Origin of the sequence: Streptomyces sp. NPDC002825 (assembly GCF_040295385.1) — a bacterium.
Classification (GTDB): Bacteria; Actinomycetota; Actinomycetes; order Streptomycetales; family Streptomycetaceae; genus Streptomyces.
Window position 1 is genome coordinate 207,084 of record NZ_JBEOVH010000006.1, and the last position, 16,908, is coordinate 223,991.

Consider the following 16,908-nt stretch of genomic DNA (forward strand, 5'->3'; position numbering starts at 1 on the left):
GCTCCCCGTCCCGCAGGACGGGGAGCTCAGGCCTGTCCGGTCCTCGGGCGGTTGACGGGAGACCTCGGGAGGGCCAGCTCGATCTCCTCGCGCAGGTTCTCGATCCTCGAGTAGCCCGCGTACTGGCCGGTCAGCCGGTACATCTCGCGCAGCCGGTCCCAGGTCCGGTGGGACGAGGTGTCCCCCATGGACATCAGGGCGAGCCGGGCGTACCGGTCGGCCTGTTCCGGGTCGTCGGCGATGAAGCAGGCCGAGGCCATCGAGATGTGGTCGAAGAGCTTCGATCGGTCGTGCCCGCCGCGCCGCAGTTCGAGCGCCAGCTTGGCGTGGCGCTGCGCGGGGACCGCCGCCGCCGGGTCGTGCTCGGCGAGGGTGCGGTAGGCGAGGGCCTGCATGCCGTGCATGTCGGCCTCGTCGAAGTTCTGCATCCAGCTCGGCTTCTCGTCCTGCCGGTCGGAGACGAACAGCTCCTCGGCCTCGCCGAGGGTGCGGCGCATCGCCTGGCCCCTGCCCATCGACGCCTGCGCCCAGGCCTCGATGGTGTGGAACATGGCCTGCGTGCGCGGCAGTACCCGCTCGCCCGAGCCCGACTTGGCGAGCTTCATCAGGTCGAGGGCGTCGTCGGGGCGGCCCAGGTGCACCATCTGGCGGGCGGCCCGGGACAGCGCCTCGCCGGCCCGGGGCCGGTCGCCGCCCTCGCGGGCCGCGTGGGCGGCGATGACGAAGTACTTCTGCGCCGTCGGTTCGAGACCGACGTCGTGGGACATCCAGCCCGCGAGGACCGCCAGGTTGGCGGCGACGCCCCACAGGCGCCGCTGGAGGTGATCGGCGTGACGGTAGGCGAGCATGCCGCCCACCTCGTTCAGCTGGCCCACGACCGCCTTGCGCTGGAGGCCGCCACCCCGGGAGGCGTCCCAGGCACGGAACACCTCCACCGAGTGCTCCAGGGCCTCGATCTCCTCCGACCCGATGGGGGCGGCCTCGTAGCGGTCGAACCCAGCGGGGTCGGCGTGGAGGGGATCGGTGGCCCGCGGGGCGGCGCCCTTGTGTGCGGGGTCGGTCTGCAGCCAGTCGTGCATGGCGTTGCTGAGTACGGAGCCGGCGGCAAGCGCGGCACCCGCGCCCACCAGGCCGCGTCGGTTGAGCATGAGGTCCATTCCCGTGAATTCGGTGAGGACCGCCGCCGTACGATCGGGTGCCCAGGGCAGCCCGTCAGGGTTCTCCGTCTTCCTGACGTCCTGCTTCTTTCCGGCGCGCCCGTGTCGTACGAACCCGAGGTCCTCGATGGTCACGACACGGCCGAGTCGCTCGGTGAACAGTGCTGCCAGCACCCGGGGGACGGGATCGCGCGGGGTCTCGCCCCGGTCGATCCAGCGCCGCACCCGCGAGGTGTCGGTCGCCAGCTGGGGGTGGCCCATGGCCGCCGCCTGCCGGTTGACGAGTCTCGCGAGTTCGCCCTTGGACCAGCCGGCCAGGCCGAACAGGTCTGCCAGGCGGGTGTTGGTTTGTCCGGTCACGTCTAAGCCCCCAGGTTCTCGGCTGAGTTGACAGTAGCCCTCTGTCATAGGCCTGGCGACAATTCGCCAGGCTTCGCCAGGGTGCGCGAGATGTTCCGCCACCCGCGCTCGGGTGTCAGGTAGGAACGCGCCACCCCGCCCCGCCGACCGGCCCTCATTCCCCAGGGTGCGGACCGGGGGCGGGCGGGGCGACGCACGCAACTCGTCGGCGCACGAAGGGATCTGTCACCTCCATGTACACAGCATCGTCCTCCGTGTCCGCCCCGCCCCGGCCGCAGCACCGCATCGTCCCCGCCGGCTCCGGACCGTACCTGGCCCCCGCTCCCCAGGCCGTCAGGCCGAGGCGCTGGGCGGGCGGCACCGGTACCCAGCCGGTCAGCGGGAGAATCGACCTGTCCGGCCCCCAGGGGGCGCAGTTGAAGAGGGCGATCGCGTCGGTCCACCGGATCTGCCCGGAGTTCAACCCCGTGCAGGTGCTGCGGCGCAGCGGCCGTTCCGTACTGATCGTCGGGACGACCGGGCGGACCACGGCGGTCGCGAAGTGTTTACTGGACCACTCCCCCGCGTGGGTCGAGCGGTTCCGGCACGAGATAGCGTCCTACCGCTCCTTCGTCCGTCACCGTCCGCCGGTGCGGGCGCCGCGGCTGATCGCAGCGGACCCGGAGAACTGCGCGCTGGTGATCGAGCGGATGCCCGGGCGGGCCGCGGCGCTGTCGCGCCACCCCGTCGAGGCCCCGCCGCGGGCCGACGTGCGGGCCGCGCTCGGTGCGATCGCCCGGCTGAACGCCTGGCGGCCGCCGGCCGGGACCTTCGACGCCCCGCTGGACTACGGCGCCAGGATCGCCCGGTACCACGAGCTCGGGCTGTTCACGGACCGGGACCGGGACGACCTGCAGAAGCTGCTGCACGGTCTGGCGCACGCGGGCGGCCGTCAGGGCATGGGCCAGTTCTGTCACGGTGACGCCCTGCTCTCCAACATCCTGCTCTCCCCGGCAGGACCGGTCCTCGTCGACTGGGAGCACGCGGGCTGGTACCTGCCGGGGTACGACCTGGCGACCCTGTGGGCGGTGCTCGGTGACGCACCGCTGGCACGCCGCCAGATCAGCGGGCTGGCCCAGCAGGCGGGCACGGCCTCGCGGGACGCCTTCCTGGTGAACCTGATGATCGTGCTGACGCGGGAGATCCGTACGTACGAGACGGCGGTGCAGCGCACCATGAAGGAGGCCCCGCCGGCGGGTTCCGTGCCGGTGCCCTCCGGAACGCTCGCGCCGGGAGAGGAACAGCGGCTGCTGCTGAGGCGGCTGCACGACGACTGCGCCATGGCACGGCGGGCCGTGCGCGCGGCGGTCGGGACGCGCTGAAGGGGCGGGTCCGGCCGACCATACGGGGGCGGTGCGCCGTGAGCCCGGTGCCGACACACCGGGACGCGGCGCACCGGCTTGTCCGAATCCGGGAATCTCCGGGAGACGTGCCCGGGACCCCTTCAATGGTCCACTCCAGTGACGCGTCCCAGGCCCGGGACCCGTCTCCGCGAAACTCCGCCGCATGGCCTCCATTCCCGCCCTGACGTGGGAACTTCCGTTTGGCCAGGTGTGATTGACGGATCGTCCGGGAGCCGATACCCCTGTACGGGTTCGGCCCCGCACGCCCCCGTGTCACCCCCTGCCTCTGGAGGCTGCCTTGCTCCGTTCCGTATCGCGCAGACGTCCGTCACCGCGCCGTGTGCCGGGGGCGGCGGGTGCCCTGGCGTCCGCCGCCCTGCTGCTTCCGCTGCTGTCCGCCGCCCCGCCCGCCGGAGCCGATGTGCCCGAGGCGGGTGTCCTGCAGGGGCAGTTCGCGCGGGCGGCCGAGCGTCAGGGCGTGCCCGAGAGCGTGCTGCTCGCCGTCTCGTACCTGCAGTCGAGGTGGGACGCCCACGGCGGCGCGCCGAGTGTGACCGGCGGCTACGGGCCGATGCACCTCACGGACGCGGCGACGGCGCTCGCCCGGACCGCCCCGCACCACTCGGAGGGCGAGGAGGACGCGCGCGGCGACTCCTCCCGCCCGGCCCGCACGGGCGCCGAGGTCCCGCTCCCCGCCCCGGAGGAACTGCCCGAGCGGCTGCGGACCCTGGAGCGGGCTTCGGCGCTGTCCGGGATCCCGGCCGAGGAGCTGCGGACGGTGCCGGCCTCGAACATCGAGGGCGGTGCGGCACTGCTCGCGGCGGCGCAGCGGGAGGCCGGGCTTCCGGCGAGCGCGGACCCGGCCGACTGGTACGGGGCGGTGGCGCGGTACTCCGGTGCGGACGACGCGGCGACGGCCGCCGCGTACGCGAACGACGTCTTCGACGTGATCAGGACCGGGGAGACGCGGACGACGGACAGCGGGCAGGTGGTGACGCTCCCGGCCGCCCCCGCGGTGGCGCCCGCCACCGGTCAGGTGGACGCCCTGGGCCTGCGGCGGCCCGCCACCGGTCCCGTGGAGTGCCCGGCCTCGGTGGCCTGCGAGTGGATCCCCGCGCCGTACGAGGAGTTCGGCGACGGCGACTACGGCAACCACGACCTGGCGAACCGGCCTTCCTCCCAGTCGATCGACTACATCGTCATCCACGACACCGAGGCCGACTGGAAGACCACCCTGAAGCTGGTCCAGGACCCGACGTACGTGTCCTGGCAGTACTCACTGCGCTCCTCCGACGGGCACATCGCCCAGCACCTCTCCCTCAAGGACGTCGGCTGGCACGCGGGGAACTGGTTCGTGAACGCCAAGTCGGTGGGTCTGGAGCACGAGGGCTTCCTCACCTCGCCGGACTCCTGGTACACGGAGGCGATGTACCGGACGTCGGCGCGCCTGGTGCGGTACCTCGCCGCGCGGTACGACATCCCGCTGGACCGGCAGCACGTCCTGGGCCACGACAACGTGCCGGGGACGACGGCGTCCACCATCAGGAACATGCACACGGACCCGGGCCCGTACTGGGACTGGGCGCACTACTTCCGGCTGCTCGGCCGGCCGATCACCCCGAGTGCCGGGCCGCAGGCGGGCGTGGTGACGATCCGGCCCGACTACGGCTCCCACCGGCCGGTCTACACGGGCTGTGTGACGGCGGGGCAGGCGTGTGTGCCGCACGGCAGCGGGGCGGTGCGCCTGCACACCGCGCCGAGCGCCGACGCGCCCCTGGTGAAGGACATCGGTCTGCGGCCCGGCGGGCAGGACTCCACGACCGGGGTCAACGACACCGGGGCGCGGGCCTCGACCGGGCAGAGCTTCGCGGTGGCGGAGCGCCGGGGCGACTGGACGGCGATCTGGTACCTGGGGCAGAAGGCGTGGTTCGAGAACCCGGTGGCGGAGCCGACGGCGGTCAACGCACGGGGGCAGGTCCTGACGCCGCGGGAGGGCTTGGCCGAGGTGCCGGTGTACGGGCGGGCGTATCCGGAGGCCTCGGCCTATCCGGCGGGTGTGCCGGTGCAGTCGGTGTCACCGCTGCCGTACAAGCTGCTCGCGGGGCAGCGGTACGTGGTGGGCGGCCGCACCCCGGGCGAGTACTACTTCGCGCCGGTGTTCGACCCGAGCGGACACAGGGTCGTCCGGGGCCAGGAGGAGTACTACCAGATCCAGTTCGGCCATCGGGTCGCCTTTGTGAAGGCCGCTGACGTGCGGGTTTCCCAGGGCTGACGGAGGACTGGCCGAAAGGCGCGGGGTGGTGCCGGGAGGGGTGTCCGGCACCACCCCTTCGGCGTTCATACGACTATTCGGGAGATCGCGTGCGCCGTCCGGGCGACGGGTAAGGCTGGGCCGGTCAAAGGCCCAGCTCACCGGAAGGCCCCTCAGGAATGGCTCAGCCCTTCGTTATGCCGGATTTCTATGTTCCGTATCCGGCACGGCTCAATCCCCATGTGGAGGCAGCCCGCACGCACACGCGTGACTGGGCGCGGGAGATGGGGATGCTGGAGGGCTCGGGCGTCTGGGAGCAGCACGACCTCGACTCCCACGACTACGCGCTGCTCTGCTCGTACACCCACCCCGACTGCGACGAGGAGGCGCTGAACCTCGTCACCGACTGGTACACCTGGGTCTTCTTCTTCGACGACCACTTCCTGGAGGTCTTCAAGCGCACCCAGGACCGGGCGGGCAGCAAGACCTATCTGGACCGGCTGCCGCACTTCATGCCGGCGGACCCGGCGGCGGGCATGCCCGAGCCGACCAACCCCGTCGAGGCGGGTCTCGCGGACCTCTGGCGGCGGACGGTCCCCTCCATGTCCGAGGGCTGGCGGGTGCGGTTCGCGGAGGCGACGGAGCACCTGCTCCACGAGTCGCTGTGGGAGCTGGACAACATCAACGACGGGCGCGTCGCCAACCCCGTCGAGTACATCGAGATGCGCCGGAAGGTGGGCGGAGCGCCCTGGTCGGCCGGGCTCGTGGAGTACGCGGCGGGTGCCGAGGTCCCCGCGCAGGTGGCGTACTCCCGGCCGCTGCGGGTGCTCAGGGACGCCTTCTCGGACGCCGTGCACCTGCGCAACGACCTGTTCTCGTACCAGCGCGAGGTCGAGGACGAGGGCGAGAACAGCAACGGCGTCCTGGTCCTGGAGCGCTTCCTCGGCTGCACCACCCAGGAGGCGGCCGAGGCCGTCAACGACCTGCTGACCTCGCGGCTCCAGCAGTTCGAGAACACGGCGCTCACCGAAGTGCCGCTGCTCGCCGCCGAGAAGGGCCTGAGCCCGGCGGAGTGCGCGGCCGTCGCGGCGTACGCGAAGGGGCTCCAGGACTGGCAGTCCGGCGGGCACGAGTGGCACATGCGCTCCAGCCGCTACATGAACGAGGGCATGGTCGGCGCGCCTTCGCACCTGGACGGGATCATCGGCACCTCCGCCCTCGACATCCGCAACCTCTTCGGCCGGCCCGCCGCCGCCCGCAGGCGCGCGCTCACACACGTACCGCACCAGCACGTCGGGCCCTCGCTGCTGCCCGAGTTCGACCTGCCGTACCCGCTGGCGCTCAGCCCGCACCACGCGGAGGCCCGCCGGATCTCCCTGGACTGGGCGGAGTCGATGGGGCTCCTCGACGACATCTGGGACCGGCCGATGGCCGAGGGCTTCGACCTGGCCCTGTGCTCGGCGGGACTCGACCCGGACGCCACCCTGGAGGAGCTGGTCCTCAGCGCCCAGTGGCTGACCTGGGGGACGTACGGGGACGACCACTACCCGGCCGTCTTCGGGAGGTCGCGCAACCTCTCCGGAGCGAAGGAGCAGACCGAGCGCTTCAAGGCCTGCATGCCGCTGGACGATCCGTCGGCGGGGACGGCGCTCGCCGTCAACCCGATGGAGCGCTCGCTCGCCGACCTGTGGGCGCGGACCGCGGCCCCCATGGCGCCGGAGGCCCGCGCCCAGCTGCGGACCGCGCTCGACGCCATGCTGGACAGCTGGCTGTGGGAGCTGCACAACCAGGCGCAGCACCGGGTGCCCGATCCGGTGGACTACATCGAGATGCGCCGGACCACCTTCGGTTCGGAGCTGACCATGCTGCTGTGCAAGCTGCGGCGGAGCGATGCGCTGCCGCCGGAGCTCTACCGGTCGGGCACGGTCCGGGCTCTGGAGAACTCGGTCATGGACTACGCGACGCTCCTCAACGACCTCTTCTCGTACCAGAAGGAGGTGGAGGTCGAGGGCGAGGTCCACAACGGGGTCCTGGTGCTCCAGAAGTTCTTCGACTGCGACTACCCGACGGCGGTGGCCATGGTCGATGACCTGATGCGGGGCCGGCTGCGCCAGTACGAGCACCTGAAGCAGCGCGAAGTGCCGCTGCTCTACGAGGACTTCGGTCTCGGCCAGGAGGGCAGGACGGCCTTCGAGGCGTACTTGCGGGAGCTCGAGGACTGGCTCGCGGGGATCCTCAACTGGCATCGGAGCGTCAGGCGTTACGGCGCCGAGGACGTCCACACGGGCAGCGGCACCCCGCTGATCGGCCGCGGGCCGACCGGGCTCGGCACCTCCGCGGCAAGGGTGACCGAGCTGCTGGGGTCGGGCGCGCGCTGACGTACGACGACGGCCCCGGGAGCTGTTCCCGGGGCCGTCGTCGGCAGGGCGTCAGGGGCGCCGGCCGCGCAGTTCGTCGAGCTCTCGGCGCTCGCGCTTGGTGGGGCGTCCCGCGCCCGGGTCGCGCACGGCGGCCACGGCCACGTGCTCGCGCGGCGGCGGGGGCGGACTGTTGTCCACGTACGCCTCGGCGGCGACCGGCGGGCCGACCCGCTTGACGTGGAGCTCCTTGATCTCGACGATCCGCTCCCGGCCGCCGTGGAAGATCCGGACCTCGTCGCCGGGCTTCACGGCCTGCGCGGGTTTGACCCGCTCGCCGTTGACCTTGACGTGTCCGGCCCGGCAGGCGGCCGCGGCCTGCGAGCGGGTCTTGGTCAGCCGGACCGCCCAGATCCAGGCGTCGACGCGCGCGCTCATCGGCCCCCGCTCCCCCCGTCAGCCCTGCTGGAACAGCTCGGCGGGCAGCGGCTTGAGCAGGGCGTACAGATCGTCGGTGATCGGCCGGTCCCAACTGGCGATCGTCACGAGGACGTTGTCGCTGCGGTCGAACTGGACGCAGGAGATGCGGCTCTCGGAGAGCTTGAGGCGGCGCACGATGAGGAGGTTGTCGCCCTGCATGACGGGGACGTCCTCGGTGTCGAGGACCTCGACCGGCTCGTCGTTCTCCAGGGCGGCGAGGAGCTGCGCGACCTCGAAGGGGATCTGGCCGTCGGCGAGCTCGCGGGCCGGGGAGCCGGCCGGGAGGTTGCCGATGATCATCGCGGGTCCGCGGCCGCCGAACAGGTCGTAGCGGAGGAACACACCCTGGCAGGAACCGTCGGGTGCGGGCAGCAGACCGGCGCCGAGATTGCCGGGCCAGTCCCCCGGATCCATGGCCAGGACGTCGAAGTCCGGGCCCGCGGGTGTGGCGGCGCTGCGGCGGCGGAGGAAGGACATACGGCCATGGTACGTGCCCGGGCGCGCGACGCGACGCGCCGGGCGGCCGCCTCGGGCCGGGCCCGCTCGGTGGGGCCGTGGCTCGTCCGCGGGGGCCGGCGGGGACGGGGCCCTTGCCCCGTCGCCGAGGCCGCCGAGGCGGCGGTTCCCGGCTCGGTCGGGCGCTCGCACCGCCGGTGAGCCGGTCACCCACGCCGAGCAGCAGGACGCACCTTCCGTGATCGGTCAGACACCAAAGGTGACGACCGACGTTCGCGGGGGCGTGTGTCCGGGGGTGGGGGCCTCTGCCCCCCGGAAGGGCCCGACGAGCGGCCCGGGAAGCACGCCTGCGGCGCACTCAGCCGGCCGCCCCGGCCGACCTCTCCGAGAGCGCGTTCAGCACGGCCAACGCCTCACCCGCGCGCTCGTGTTCGACGAAGAGGTGGTCGTGGTGGAATCCGGCCACCACGTTGCAGCTCATGCCCGCCGCGGCCAGCTCGGTCGCGACGGCCGCCGTGAGCCCGACGGCGTCGAGCGCGGAGTGCACCCGGAGCGTGATCCGGCCGGCCACGTAGTCGTACGCGAGCCCGGCCGCGTCCGCCTCCTCCTGCCGTACGACGAGGGTGAGGCCCTCGGTCTCGCGGACGGTGACGACGGGGGCGACCCCGGCCGGGGCGGGGCCGTCCACCGTGGTGAAGACGTAGCGGCCGGAATCGAGTTCCGGGCGCATCCCGGCGAGGAGCCTGGTGAGGTCACGTTCCGCGTTCATGGAGGTCAGGTTAGGCGGGCTCAGCCCGTGGGCGGGGTGTCCCCCACGAGCCACATGGAGAAGAACTGGGCGCCGCCTCCGTAGGCATGGCCGAGGGCCCTTCGGGCGCCCTCGACCTGGTGCTCGCCGGCGTCCCCCCGTACCTGCAGGGCTGCCTCGGCGAAGCGGATCATGCCGGAGGCTCCGATGGGGTTGGTGGAGAGCACCCCGCCCGAGGGGTTCACGGGCAGGTCGCCGTCGAGCTCGGTCACGCCGGCCTCGGTGAGTTTCCAGCCCTCGCCCTCCTCGGCGAAGCCCAGGTTCTCCAGCCACATCGGCTCGTACCAGGAGAACGGCACGTACATCTCGACGGCGTCGATCTGCCGACGCGGGTCGGTGATGCCGGCCTGCCGGTAGACGTCGGCGGCGCAGTCGCTGCCGGCCCGCGGGGAGACGAAGTCCTTGCCGGCGAAGAGGGTGGGTTCGCTGCGCATGGCCCCGCCGTGCACCCAGGCGGTCGGGCGCGGCGCGCGGTCGGCGCCGGTGCGGTCGGTGAGGATCATGGCGCAGGCGCCGTCGGACGAGGGGCAGGTCTCGGAGTAGCGGATCGGGTCCCAGAGCATCGGGGAGGCCTGGACCTTCTCCAGGGTGAGGTCGTGCTCGTGGAGGTGGGCGTACGGGTTCTTGAGCGCGTTGCGCCGGTCCTTGTACGCGACGAGGGAGCCGATCGTGTCGGGGGCGCCGGTGCGGCGCATGTACGCGCGCACGTGCGGGGCGAAGAAGCCGCCGGCGCCGGCGAGCAGGGGCTGCTGGAAGGGGACGGGCAGCGAGAGGCCCCACATGGCGTTGGACTCGGACTGCTTCTCGAAGGCGAGGGTCAGGACGGTGCGGTGCACGCGCGCGGAGACGAGGTTGGCGGCGACGAGGGCGGTGGAGCCGCCGACGGAGCCCGCGGTGTGCACCCGGAGCATGGGCTTGCCGACCGCGCCGAGCGCGTCGGCGAGGTACAGCTCCGGCATCATGACGCCCTCGAAGAAGTCGGGGGCCTTGCCGATGACGACGGCGTCGATGTCCGCCCAGGTCAGCTCCGCGTCCGCCAGGGCGCGGAGGGCGGCCTCGCGGACGAGTCCGGCGATCGAGACGTCCCTGCGGGCGGCGACGTGTTTGGTCTGGCCGATGCCGACGACGGCCACGGGCTCCTTACCGGACACGGTTGTCTCCTTCCAGGACGGCGACGAGGTTCTGCTGGAGGCAGGGGCCGGAGGTCGCGTGGGCGAGGGCGCGGTCGGACTCCCCGCGGTGGATGCGGGCGGCGGCCTCGCCGAGCCGGATGAGGCCCGCGGCCATGACGGGATTGGCGGCGAGGGCGCCGCCGGAGGGGTTGACCGTCACGCTGTCGTCCAGCCGGAGGGCCTTCCTCAGGACGACCTCCTGGGAGGTGAAGGGCGCGTGGAGTTCGGCGGTGTCGACGGGCCGTTCGAAGGCTCCGGCGCGTTCGGCGGCGAGGCGGGTGGAGGGCGAGTCGGTGAGGTCGCGGACGCCGAGGGAGTGGGCCTCGATCCGGTGGTCCATGCCCCGGATCCAGGCGGGGCGCTCGCACAGCTCACGGGCCCGGTCGCCGGCCGCGAGGATCACGGCTGCGGCGCCGTCTCCGACGGGCGGGCAGTCGCCGGTGCGGAGGGGCTGGACGGCGTACTCGCCCTGGGGGCGGGCGCCCGGCAGCTGGGCGTGGGGGTTCGTCCTGGCGTCCTCGCGGCTGCGGGCGGCGATCGCGGCGAGGGCGGGTTCGTCGGTGTCGCCGGCGTCGACGAGGGCCTGAGCCTGGAGGGCGGCGAGGGCGATGGAGTCGGGCCAGAGCGGGGCGAGGTAGTACGGGTCGAGCTGGCGGGTGAGGACGTCGCGGACGGAGCCCGGCGAGGACTTGCCGTAGGAGTAGACGAGGGCCGTGTCGGCCTCTCCGGTGAGCAGCTTCACCCAGGCCTCGTAGAGCGCCCAGGCGCCGTCCGTCTCGACGTGGGACTCGGAGATCGGCGGCCAGGCGCCGACGCCGTCGAGGGCCATGGTGAAGGAGAAGGCGCGTCCGGCGAGGTAGTCGGAGGAGCCGGAGCAGGTGAAGCCGATGTCGGAGGCCTTCAGGCCGGTCTGCCGCTGCACCTCGTGGAGGACGGGCATCACCATCTCGACCTCGGAGAGGTCGTCGGTGTGCCGCCGGTGGTCGCTCTGGGCGAAGGCGACGATCGCCACGTCCCGGCTCATAGCAGCTCCTTGTACGTGTCGTAGTCGGCGTCGGGCTCGCCGGTGGGCCGGTAGTGGTCGGGGTAGCGGCCGTCCTCGCTCCACACGGGTTCGACGCGCAGGCCCATGCGGACCTCGTCGTAGGGGATGCCGGCGATGCGGCCGTGGAGGGCGAGTCCGGCGCCGTCGAGGGCGATGTGGGCGTAGACGTACGGGACTTCGATGTCGAGATTCTTCGCCTTGATGTTGACGATGCAGAAGGTGGTGACCGTGCCACGCGGTCCGACCTCGACCTGGTCGGTGGTGGCGACGCCGCAGGTGGGGCAGGCGCCGCGGGGCGGCACGTACACCTTGGCGCAGGAGGGGCAGCGTTCGCCGACGGTGCGGCGCTCGGAGAGCCCGTGCAGATAGCGGGTCTGGGCGCGGCCCGGGCTGTACGTGTAGTCCAGCCGGGCGGGGGCGACGATGCCGGTCACCGGGTCCTCGAACCGGCCGTCGTGCGGGGCGGGTTCGTGCTCTCCCGTGCTCTCGTACGGCTCGAAGCAGGCGATGTCCGTGATGGCGCCGGCCCGTTCGGCGGCCCAGCGGATCCGCACCCGCAGACCGGTGCGGACGGCTTCGGGGCCGGGGGCGTCGAGGGCGTGGAGAAGGGCGGTGTCGGCGCCGTCGAGGCGGACCAGGACCCAGGCGAAGGGGGTCGCGAGGGGCTGCCCGGGGCGGGGCTCGGGGTTCCAGGCCCAGGTGGTGACGGTGCCGGTGGCGGCGACCTCGACGAGCTCGCGGAGCTCGGCGGCGGTGGCGGGGTCGTACTCGACGGGCGGGACGAGCACCGCGCCCGCCTCGGTGCGCACGCCGAGGACGGTGCGCTCGCGCAGCCCGGTGAGGAAGGCGGACTGGACGGGACCGAGGGAACGGGTGAAGGGGAACTCGACGACGAGCGGGGCCCGGAGGGCTTCTGGCGGTGGGGTGAGGGTCATGGGTGGGTGCTCCTTGGTGGGTGGGTGGATGCGCGGGCGAGTGCGTGGGCCGCTGCGCGGGGCCTTCACCCCACCCCGCCTCTTCCCGAACCGGGGCTCCGCCCCGGACCCCGCGCCTCAATCGCCGGCGGGGCTGGATTTCCGCCCGCGGGGCGGAGCGTTCAGCCCGCCCTGCGTTCGAGGGCACGGCCGCAGGCCGTACGGGGGTCCGGGGGGCTTGCCCCCGGTTTCGGGAAGGGGCGGGGTGGGGGATCACTCCCGCCGGTACACCGCCTGCCGCTTCTCCGCGAACGCCCGCGCCCCCTCCTTCGCGTCCGCCGTGTCGAAGATCGGCCACCCCCGCTTCAGCTCCGCCGCCAGCCCCTCCGTCTCCGTCATCTCCGCCGTCTCGTAGACGGACGCCTTCACGGCTTCGACGGCCAACGGCCCGCAGGCGTTGATCCGTTCGGCGATCTCGAGGGCCGCTTCCAAGGCCGTACCATCGGGGACGACACGCCCCACCAACCCGATCCGGGCGGCCTCCTCGGCGGAGTACGGCCGGCCGGTGAGGAGCATTTCGAGGGCGTGGGTGCGGGCGATCTGGCGGGGCAGGCGGACGGTGGAGCCGCCGATGGGGAAGAGGCCGCGCCGCACCTCGAAGAGGCCGAAGGTGGCGGAGGCGGCCGCGACCCGGATGTCCGTGCCCTGGAGGATCTCGGTGCCGCCGGCGACGCAGTACCCCTCGACGGCCGCGATGACGGGCTTGCGGGGGCGGTGGTGCCGGAGCATCGCCTTCCAGTGCAGGTCGGGGTCGGCCTTGAGCCGGTCCCGGTACCGCTCGCCCTCCATGCCCTTTCCGGCGAGGGCCTTGAGGTCCATGCCCGCGCAGAAGGAACCGCCCGCGCCGGTGAGGACGATCGAGCGGACGCCGTCGTCGGCGTCGGCCTCCAGCCAGCCGTCGTGCAGGCCGACGAGCATCGGCAGCGAGAGGGCGTTCTTGGCTTCGGGCCGGTTCAAGGTGAGGACGAGCGTGGCGCCTTCGCGCCGGACGCTGAGGTGTTCGGTGCCGCCCATGGGGGTCTCCCGTCTCCAGTTCTGGAACAGGTTGCAGGAGCCGGGGGTCCAGTTCAATAGTTTTCTGACACTCAGTCAGATTCTTCTGCGCACCCCCTTCCTTCGGTGACCGGTCGGCGCTCTAATGACCGCCACGTCCATGTGAACCAGTGCGAGCCGGGGTCAGGAGGAACGGTGGAGTACAACCTTGCCGACCTGTTCGAATCGGTCGTCGACGTGGTCCCCGACCGCGAGGCGCTGGTGTACGTCGACCATCCCGGCACGGGCGCGGAGCGGCGGCTCACCTACGCCGGGCTGGACGCCGCCGCCAACCGGATCGCGCACCACCTGATCGACGCGGGCCTCCGGCCCGGCGAACACCTCGGCCTCCACCTGTACAACGGCGTCGAGTACCTGCAGACGGTCCTGGCCTGCCTCAAGGCCCGGATCGTGCCGGTGAACGTGAACTACCGGTACGTGGAGGACGAGCTCGTCTACCTCTACCGGGACGCCGACCTGGCGGCGCTCGTCTTCGACGCCGAGTTCACCGGACGGGTCGCGGCGGCGCTGCCGCAGACGGAGAAGCTGCGGCACCTCGTGCGGGTGGGGACCCCGGACGAGGCAGCCCCGGCGCTCGACTGCGTCCCGTTCACGGAGGCGGAGGCCGCCGGCTCACCGGAGCGCGGCTTCGGCCGGCGCTCCCCCGACGACCTGTTCATCATCTACACCGGCGGCACGACCGGCATGCCCAAGGGCGTCCTGTGGCGCCAGGAGGACCTCTTCTTCGCGGGCCTCTTCGGCGGCGACCCCTCGGGCGAACCGGTGAAGCGGCCCGAGGAGCTGGCGGAGCGGGTCGCGGCCGGGGGCGCCGGCATCACCTTCTTCCCCGCGCCGCCGCTGATGCACGGCACGTCCACCCTCACCGCGTTCATCGCGCTCAACTACGGGCAGCGGGTCGTCCTGCACCGCAAGTACGTGCCCGAGGAGGTGCTGCGCACCCTGGAGAAGGAGAAGGTCTCCAGCATCTCCCTGGTCGGGGACGCCATGCTGCGCCCGCTCGTGGACGCGCTGCGCGGACCGCTGAAGGGCACGGACCTCTCCGCGCTCTTCAGCCTCTCCTCGTCCGGGGCGATCATGTCCGAGACCGTACGCGCGCAGCTCCAGGAGCTGATGCCGAACGTCCTGCTGCTCAACAACTTCGGCTCCACCGAGTCCGGTTCCAACGGGCGCGCCACCGACGACTCCGGCCCGGCGAAGGGCTTCCGGCTGCACGTCAACGAACGCACCCAGGTCGTCGACCCGGCGACCCGTGCCCCGGTCGCACCCGGCGAGACCGGGCGGCTCGCCCAGCGCGGCCACGTCCCGCTCGGCTACTACAACGACCCGGCCAAGACCGCCGAGACCTTCTTCGAGCGGGACGGGGTGCGGTGGGTGCTGCTCGGCGACATGGCCACGGTGGACGAGCAGGGCGTCGTGACCGTCCTGGGCCGCGGCTCGCAGTGCATCAACACCGGCGGCGAGAAGGTGTACCCCGAGGAGGTCGAGCAGGCGCTCAAGTCCCACCCCGACGTGTACGACGCCCTGGTCGCCGGCGTGCCGGACGCGAAGTGGGGCAACCACGTCGCCGCCGTCGTCCAGCTCAGGTCCGGGGCCGGGCCGCTGGACCTGGAGGCCCTCCAGACCCACTGCCGGCAGCAGCTGGCGGGCTACAAGGTCCCCCGCCAGCTGGTCCTCACCGACCGCATCCAGCGCTCCCCCAGCGGCAAGGCCGACTACCGCTGGGCCCGCGCGGTGGCCGTGGAGGCGGACGCCGAGACCGCCTGAGGTGGCACGCACGTACTAGAGCCCGAACTCCCTGAGCGCTGCCAGGAACGCGGCAGGGGCCGCGTTGTGGATGAGGTGGCCGACCTCGATGGTGACGAGGCGGGCGTCGGGGATGTCGGAAGCGAGGACCGAGAGCTGGTCCTGGGGGATGTGGCTGGTCGGGCCGCCGGCGAGGACGAGGGTGGGGGCCGCGATCGCGGACAGCTCCTCGCGCCAGGCCGGATCGGGAGCGTTGAGCTCGGCGTCGGTGGCCGTGACGACACCCCAGTCGAAGGGCAGGGCCCCCTCGGGGCGCTCGGCCACCGGGCGCGGTGGGTCGAGCGGGACGAAGGCCGGGGCCTCCTCCAGGACGAGACGGCCGATGAGACCGGGGGCGCACTGGGCCAGGAGGTATGCGGCGGCGGCGCCCATCGAGTGGGCGACGACGGTGGCGCCGGTGAGGCCGAGGGCTTCGAGGAAGCCGCCGAGTTCGTCGCGGAAGTCCTCGAAGCCGTAGGAGCCGGGGCGGTCGCTGAGTCCGTGGCCGCGCAGGTCCATCGCGTACACCCGGTGGTCGGCGGCCAGGTCCGCGCTGATCACCGTCCAGGTCGTGCCGTCGTTGCCGCGCCCGTGGACCAGGACGACGGGCCGGGCGTCCTCGGGTCCCGCGACCCGGTAGGCGATCCGTACGCCGTCCACGGTGACCGTGGAGACGTCGGGGTCGAGGAAGGCGGCGACCGTGCGGGCGAAGGCCTCGGGGTCGTCGACCCAGGGGTGGTGTGCCGCGCCCGGCTGGACGACGAGCTCCGCGTGCGGGAAGAGGGCGGCGGCCTTGGCGGGCGTCGGGCCCGCGTCGTACTCGCCCGCGAGGATCAGGACGGGCGCGGTGAGCGCGCCGAGCGCGCGGCGGGTGGTCTCCGGGTCGTAGGCGCCCTCGCCGTGGTAGACGGGCGCCGCCTCCCAGTTCATCTCCGGCCCGGTGCGCGCCGCGTGCTCCTGGGCGGCCGCGTCCCAGCGGCCGTAGGCGAAGGGGGCGGTGATCTCGTAGACGCGCCGCAGCGGGGTGTCCGGGCCGATCGTGTCCAGGGCGGCCCTGGCCTCGGGGTACCAGGGCCGGTCGGCGAAGACCTCGACGGCCTTGTCCCATTCCTCGTCGGTGGTCCCGACCCCGAGGGCGCGCGAGAGGGAGGTGACGAGGACGAGGGAGCGGATCCGCTCGGGGTGGGCGGCGGCGTACAGGACGGCGAGGTTTCCGGCCGCCGAGTGGCCGAGCAGGTCGATCCGCTCCAGGCCGAGGTGGGCGCGGAGCGCCTCGACGTCGCCGACCTGCCGGTCGCAGCGGTACGTGCCGGGGTCGGCGGGTTCGGCGCTGGCGCCGGTGCCCCGGGCGTCGAGCAGCACGAGCGCGCGGTGGGCGGCGAGTCCGCCGAGGTCCCCGAGGTAGCCGGCGTCGCGCATCGGTCCGCCGGCGAGGCAGACGAGCGGTTCCCCCTCCCCCAGGACGCGGTAGGCGAGTTCGGTTCCGTCATGTGTGGTGAACGTCGGCATGCCGCCGATCCTCACGGGTCCGTGTGGATCATGGCAATCGGTTTCGCCGTGGGCGCCATTCCGAGAAGGGCGGGGCGGGGGGCGCGATACGGTGGAGGGCCGTCCCCGAACTGCGAAGGAAC

The 16,908-nt window shown here is 72.8% G+C and carries 13 protein-coding genes; 4 read left to right on the forward strand and 9 right to left on the reverse strand.

The window, feature by feature from the left end:
• Positions 1 to 26: 26 nt before the first annotated feature.
• On the reverse strand, positions 27 to 1,517 hold the full coding sequence (locus tag ABT041_RS10945) for a DNA-binding protein NsdB (RefSeq protein WP_351182480.1): 1,491 nt from the start codon (positions 1,515 to 1,517) through the stop codon (positions 27 to 29).
• Positions 1,518 to 1,750: 233 nt separating this feature from the next.
• Here ABT041_RS10945 and ABT041_RS10950 point away from each other — a divergent pair, with 233 nt between their 5' ends.
• The 3 genes from ABT041_RS10950 to ABT041_RS10960 all read left to right on the forward strand — a co-directional run bounded on the left by ABT041_RS10950 (position 1,751) and on the right by ABT041_RS10960 (position 7,528).
• A complete protein-coding gene (locus tag ABT041_RS10950; RefSeq protein WP_351182483.1) occupies positions 1,751 to 2,878 on the forward strand; it encodes an aminoglycoside phosphotransferase family protein in 1,128 nt (375 codons plus the stop codon).
• 319 nt (positions 2,879 to 3,197) lie between these two features.
• Entirely contained in the window at positions 3,198 to 5,171 is a 1,974-nt protein-coding gene (locus ABT041_RS10955) for an N-acetylmuramoyl-L-alanine amidase (protein ID WP_351182486.1), read from the forward strand.
• 158 nt (positions 5,172 to 5,329) lie between these two features.
• The gene (locus ABT041_RS10960; RefSeq protein WP_351182489.1) at positions 5,330 to 7,528 is read left to right on the forward strand and encodes a terpene synthase family protein; all 2,199 of its coding nucleotides are present in this window, start codon (positions 5,330 to 5,332) and stop codon (positions 7,526 to 7,528) included.
• A gap of 51 nt (positions 7,529 to 7,579) precedes the next feature.
• Here the strand turns inward: ABT041_RS10960 and ABT041_RS10965 are convergent, their stop codons facing one another.
• The 7 genes from ABT041_RS10965 to ABT041_RS10995 all read right to left on the reverse strand — a co-directional run bounded on the left by ABT041_RS10965 (position 7,580) and on the right by ABT041_RS10995 (position 13,456).
• A complete protein-coding gene (locus ABT041_RS10965) occupies positions 7,580 to 7,945 on the reverse strand; it encodes an RNA-binding S4 domain-containing protein (RefSeq protein WP_351182492.1) in 366 nt (121 codons plus the stop codon).
• 18 nt (positions 7,946 to 7,963) lie between these two features.
• Positions 7,964 to 8,464 (reverse strand): hypothetical protein, encoded by a 501-nt coding sequence (locus tag ABT041_RS10970; RefSeq protein ID WP_351182495.1) that lies wholly within the window; start codon positions 8,462 to 8,464, stop codon positions 7,964 to 7,966.
• Between the two features lie 337 nt (positions 8,465 to 8,801).
• On the reverse strand, positions 8,802 to 9,212 hold the full coding sequence (locus tag ABT041_RS10975) for an ACT domain-containing protein (RefSeq protein ID WP_351182498.1): 411 nt from the start codon (positions 9,210 to 9,212) through the stop codon (positions 8,802 to 8,804).
• A 20-nt stretch (positions 9,213 to 9,232) separates the two neighbouring features.
• Entirely contained in the window at positions 9,233 to 10,402 is a 1,170-nt protein-coding gene (locus ABT041_RS10980) for a thiolase family protein (protein WP_351182501.1), read from the reverse strand.
• The gene (locus ABT041_RS10985; RefSeq protein WP_351182504.1) at positions 10,392 to 11,447 is read right to left on the reverse strand and encodes a thiolase family protein; all 1,056 of its coding nucleotides are present in this window, start codon (positions 11,445 to 11,447) and stop codon (positions 10,392 to 10,394) included. Before ABT041_RS10985 ends, ABT041_RS10980 begins: the two co-directional genes overlap by 11 nt.
• Positions 11,444 to 12,403: a Zn-ribbon domain-containing OB-fold protein gene (locus ABT041_RS10990; RefSeq protein WP_351182507.1), complete on the reverse strand. Its 960-nt coding sequence runs from the start codon at positions 12,401 to 12,403 to the stop codon at positions 11,444 to 11,446. The genes ABT041_RS10985 and ABT041_RS10990 overlap by 4 nt, the downstream gene beginning before the upstream one ends.
• A 252-nt stretch (positions 12,404 to 12,655) precedes the next feature.
• A complete protein-coding gene (locus ABT041_RS10995; protein WP_351182510.1) occupies positions 12,656 to 13,456 on the reverse strand; it encodes a crotonase/enoyl-CoA hydratase family protein in 801 nt (266 codons plus the stop codon).
• 174 nt (positions 13,457 to 13,630) lie between these two features.
• Between ABT041_RS10995 and ABT041_RS11000 the strand changes: the two genes are divergently transcribed.
• Positions 13,631 to 15,259, forward strand: a complete 1,629-nt coding sequence (locus ABT041_RS11000; RefSeq protein WP_351182513.1) for an acyl-CoA synthetase — start codon at positions 13,631 to 13,633, stop codon at positions 15,257 to 15,259.
• A gap of 15 nt (positions 15,260 to 15,274) precedes the next feature.
• On the opposite strand, the gene ABT041_RS11005 is transcribed toward ABT041_RS11000, so the two are convergent.
• Positions 15,275 to 16,786, reverse strand: a complete 1,512-nt coding sequence (locus tag ABT041_RS11005) for an alpha/beta fold hydrolase (protein ID WP_351182516.1) — start codon at positions 16,784 to 16,786, stop codon at positions 15,275 to 15,277.
• Positions 16,787 to 16,908: the final 122 nt, after the last annotated feature.

Excerpts from the sequence above, each read along its gene's own strand:
- ABT041_RS10950 (WP_351182483.1), top strand. The coding sequence starts at position 1,751 with ATGTACACAGCATCGTCCTCCGTGTCCGCCCCGCCCCGGCCGCAGCAC.
- ABT041_RS10960 (WP_351182489.1), top strand. The coding sequence starts at position 5,330 with ATGGCTCAGCCCTTCGTTATGCCGGATTTCTATGTTCCGTATCCGGCA.
- ABT041_RS10965 (WP_351182492.1), bottom strand. The coding sequence starts at position 7,945 with ATGAGCGCGCGCGTCGACGCCTGGATCTGGGCGGTCCGGCTGACCAAG.
- ABT041_RS10970 (WP_351182495.1), bottom strand. The coding sequence starts at position 8,464 with ATGTCCTTCCTCCGCCGCCGCAGCGCCGCCACACCCGCGGGCCCGGAC.
- ABT041_RS10975 (WP_351182498.1), bottom strand. The coding sequence starts at position 9,212 with ATGAACGCGGAACGTGACCTCACCAGGCTCCTCGCCGGGATGCGCCCG.
- ABT041_RS10985 (WP_351182504.1), bottom strand. The coding sequence starts at position 11,447 with ATGAGCCGGGACGTGGCGATCGTCGCCTTCGCCCAGAGCGACCACCGG.
- ABT041_RS10990 (WP_351182507.1), bottom strand. The coding sequence starts at position 12,403 with ATGACCCTCACCCCACCGCCAGAAGCCCTCCGGGCCCCGCTCGTCGTC.
- ABT041_RS10995 (WP_351182510.1), bottom strand. The coding sequence starts at position 13,456 with ATGGGCGGCACCGAACACCTCAGCGTCCGGCGCGAAGGCGCCACGCTC.
- ABT041_RS11005 (WP_351182516.1), bottom strand. The coding sequence starts at position 16,786 with ATGCCGACGTTCACCACACATGACGGAACCGAACTCGCCTACCGCGTC.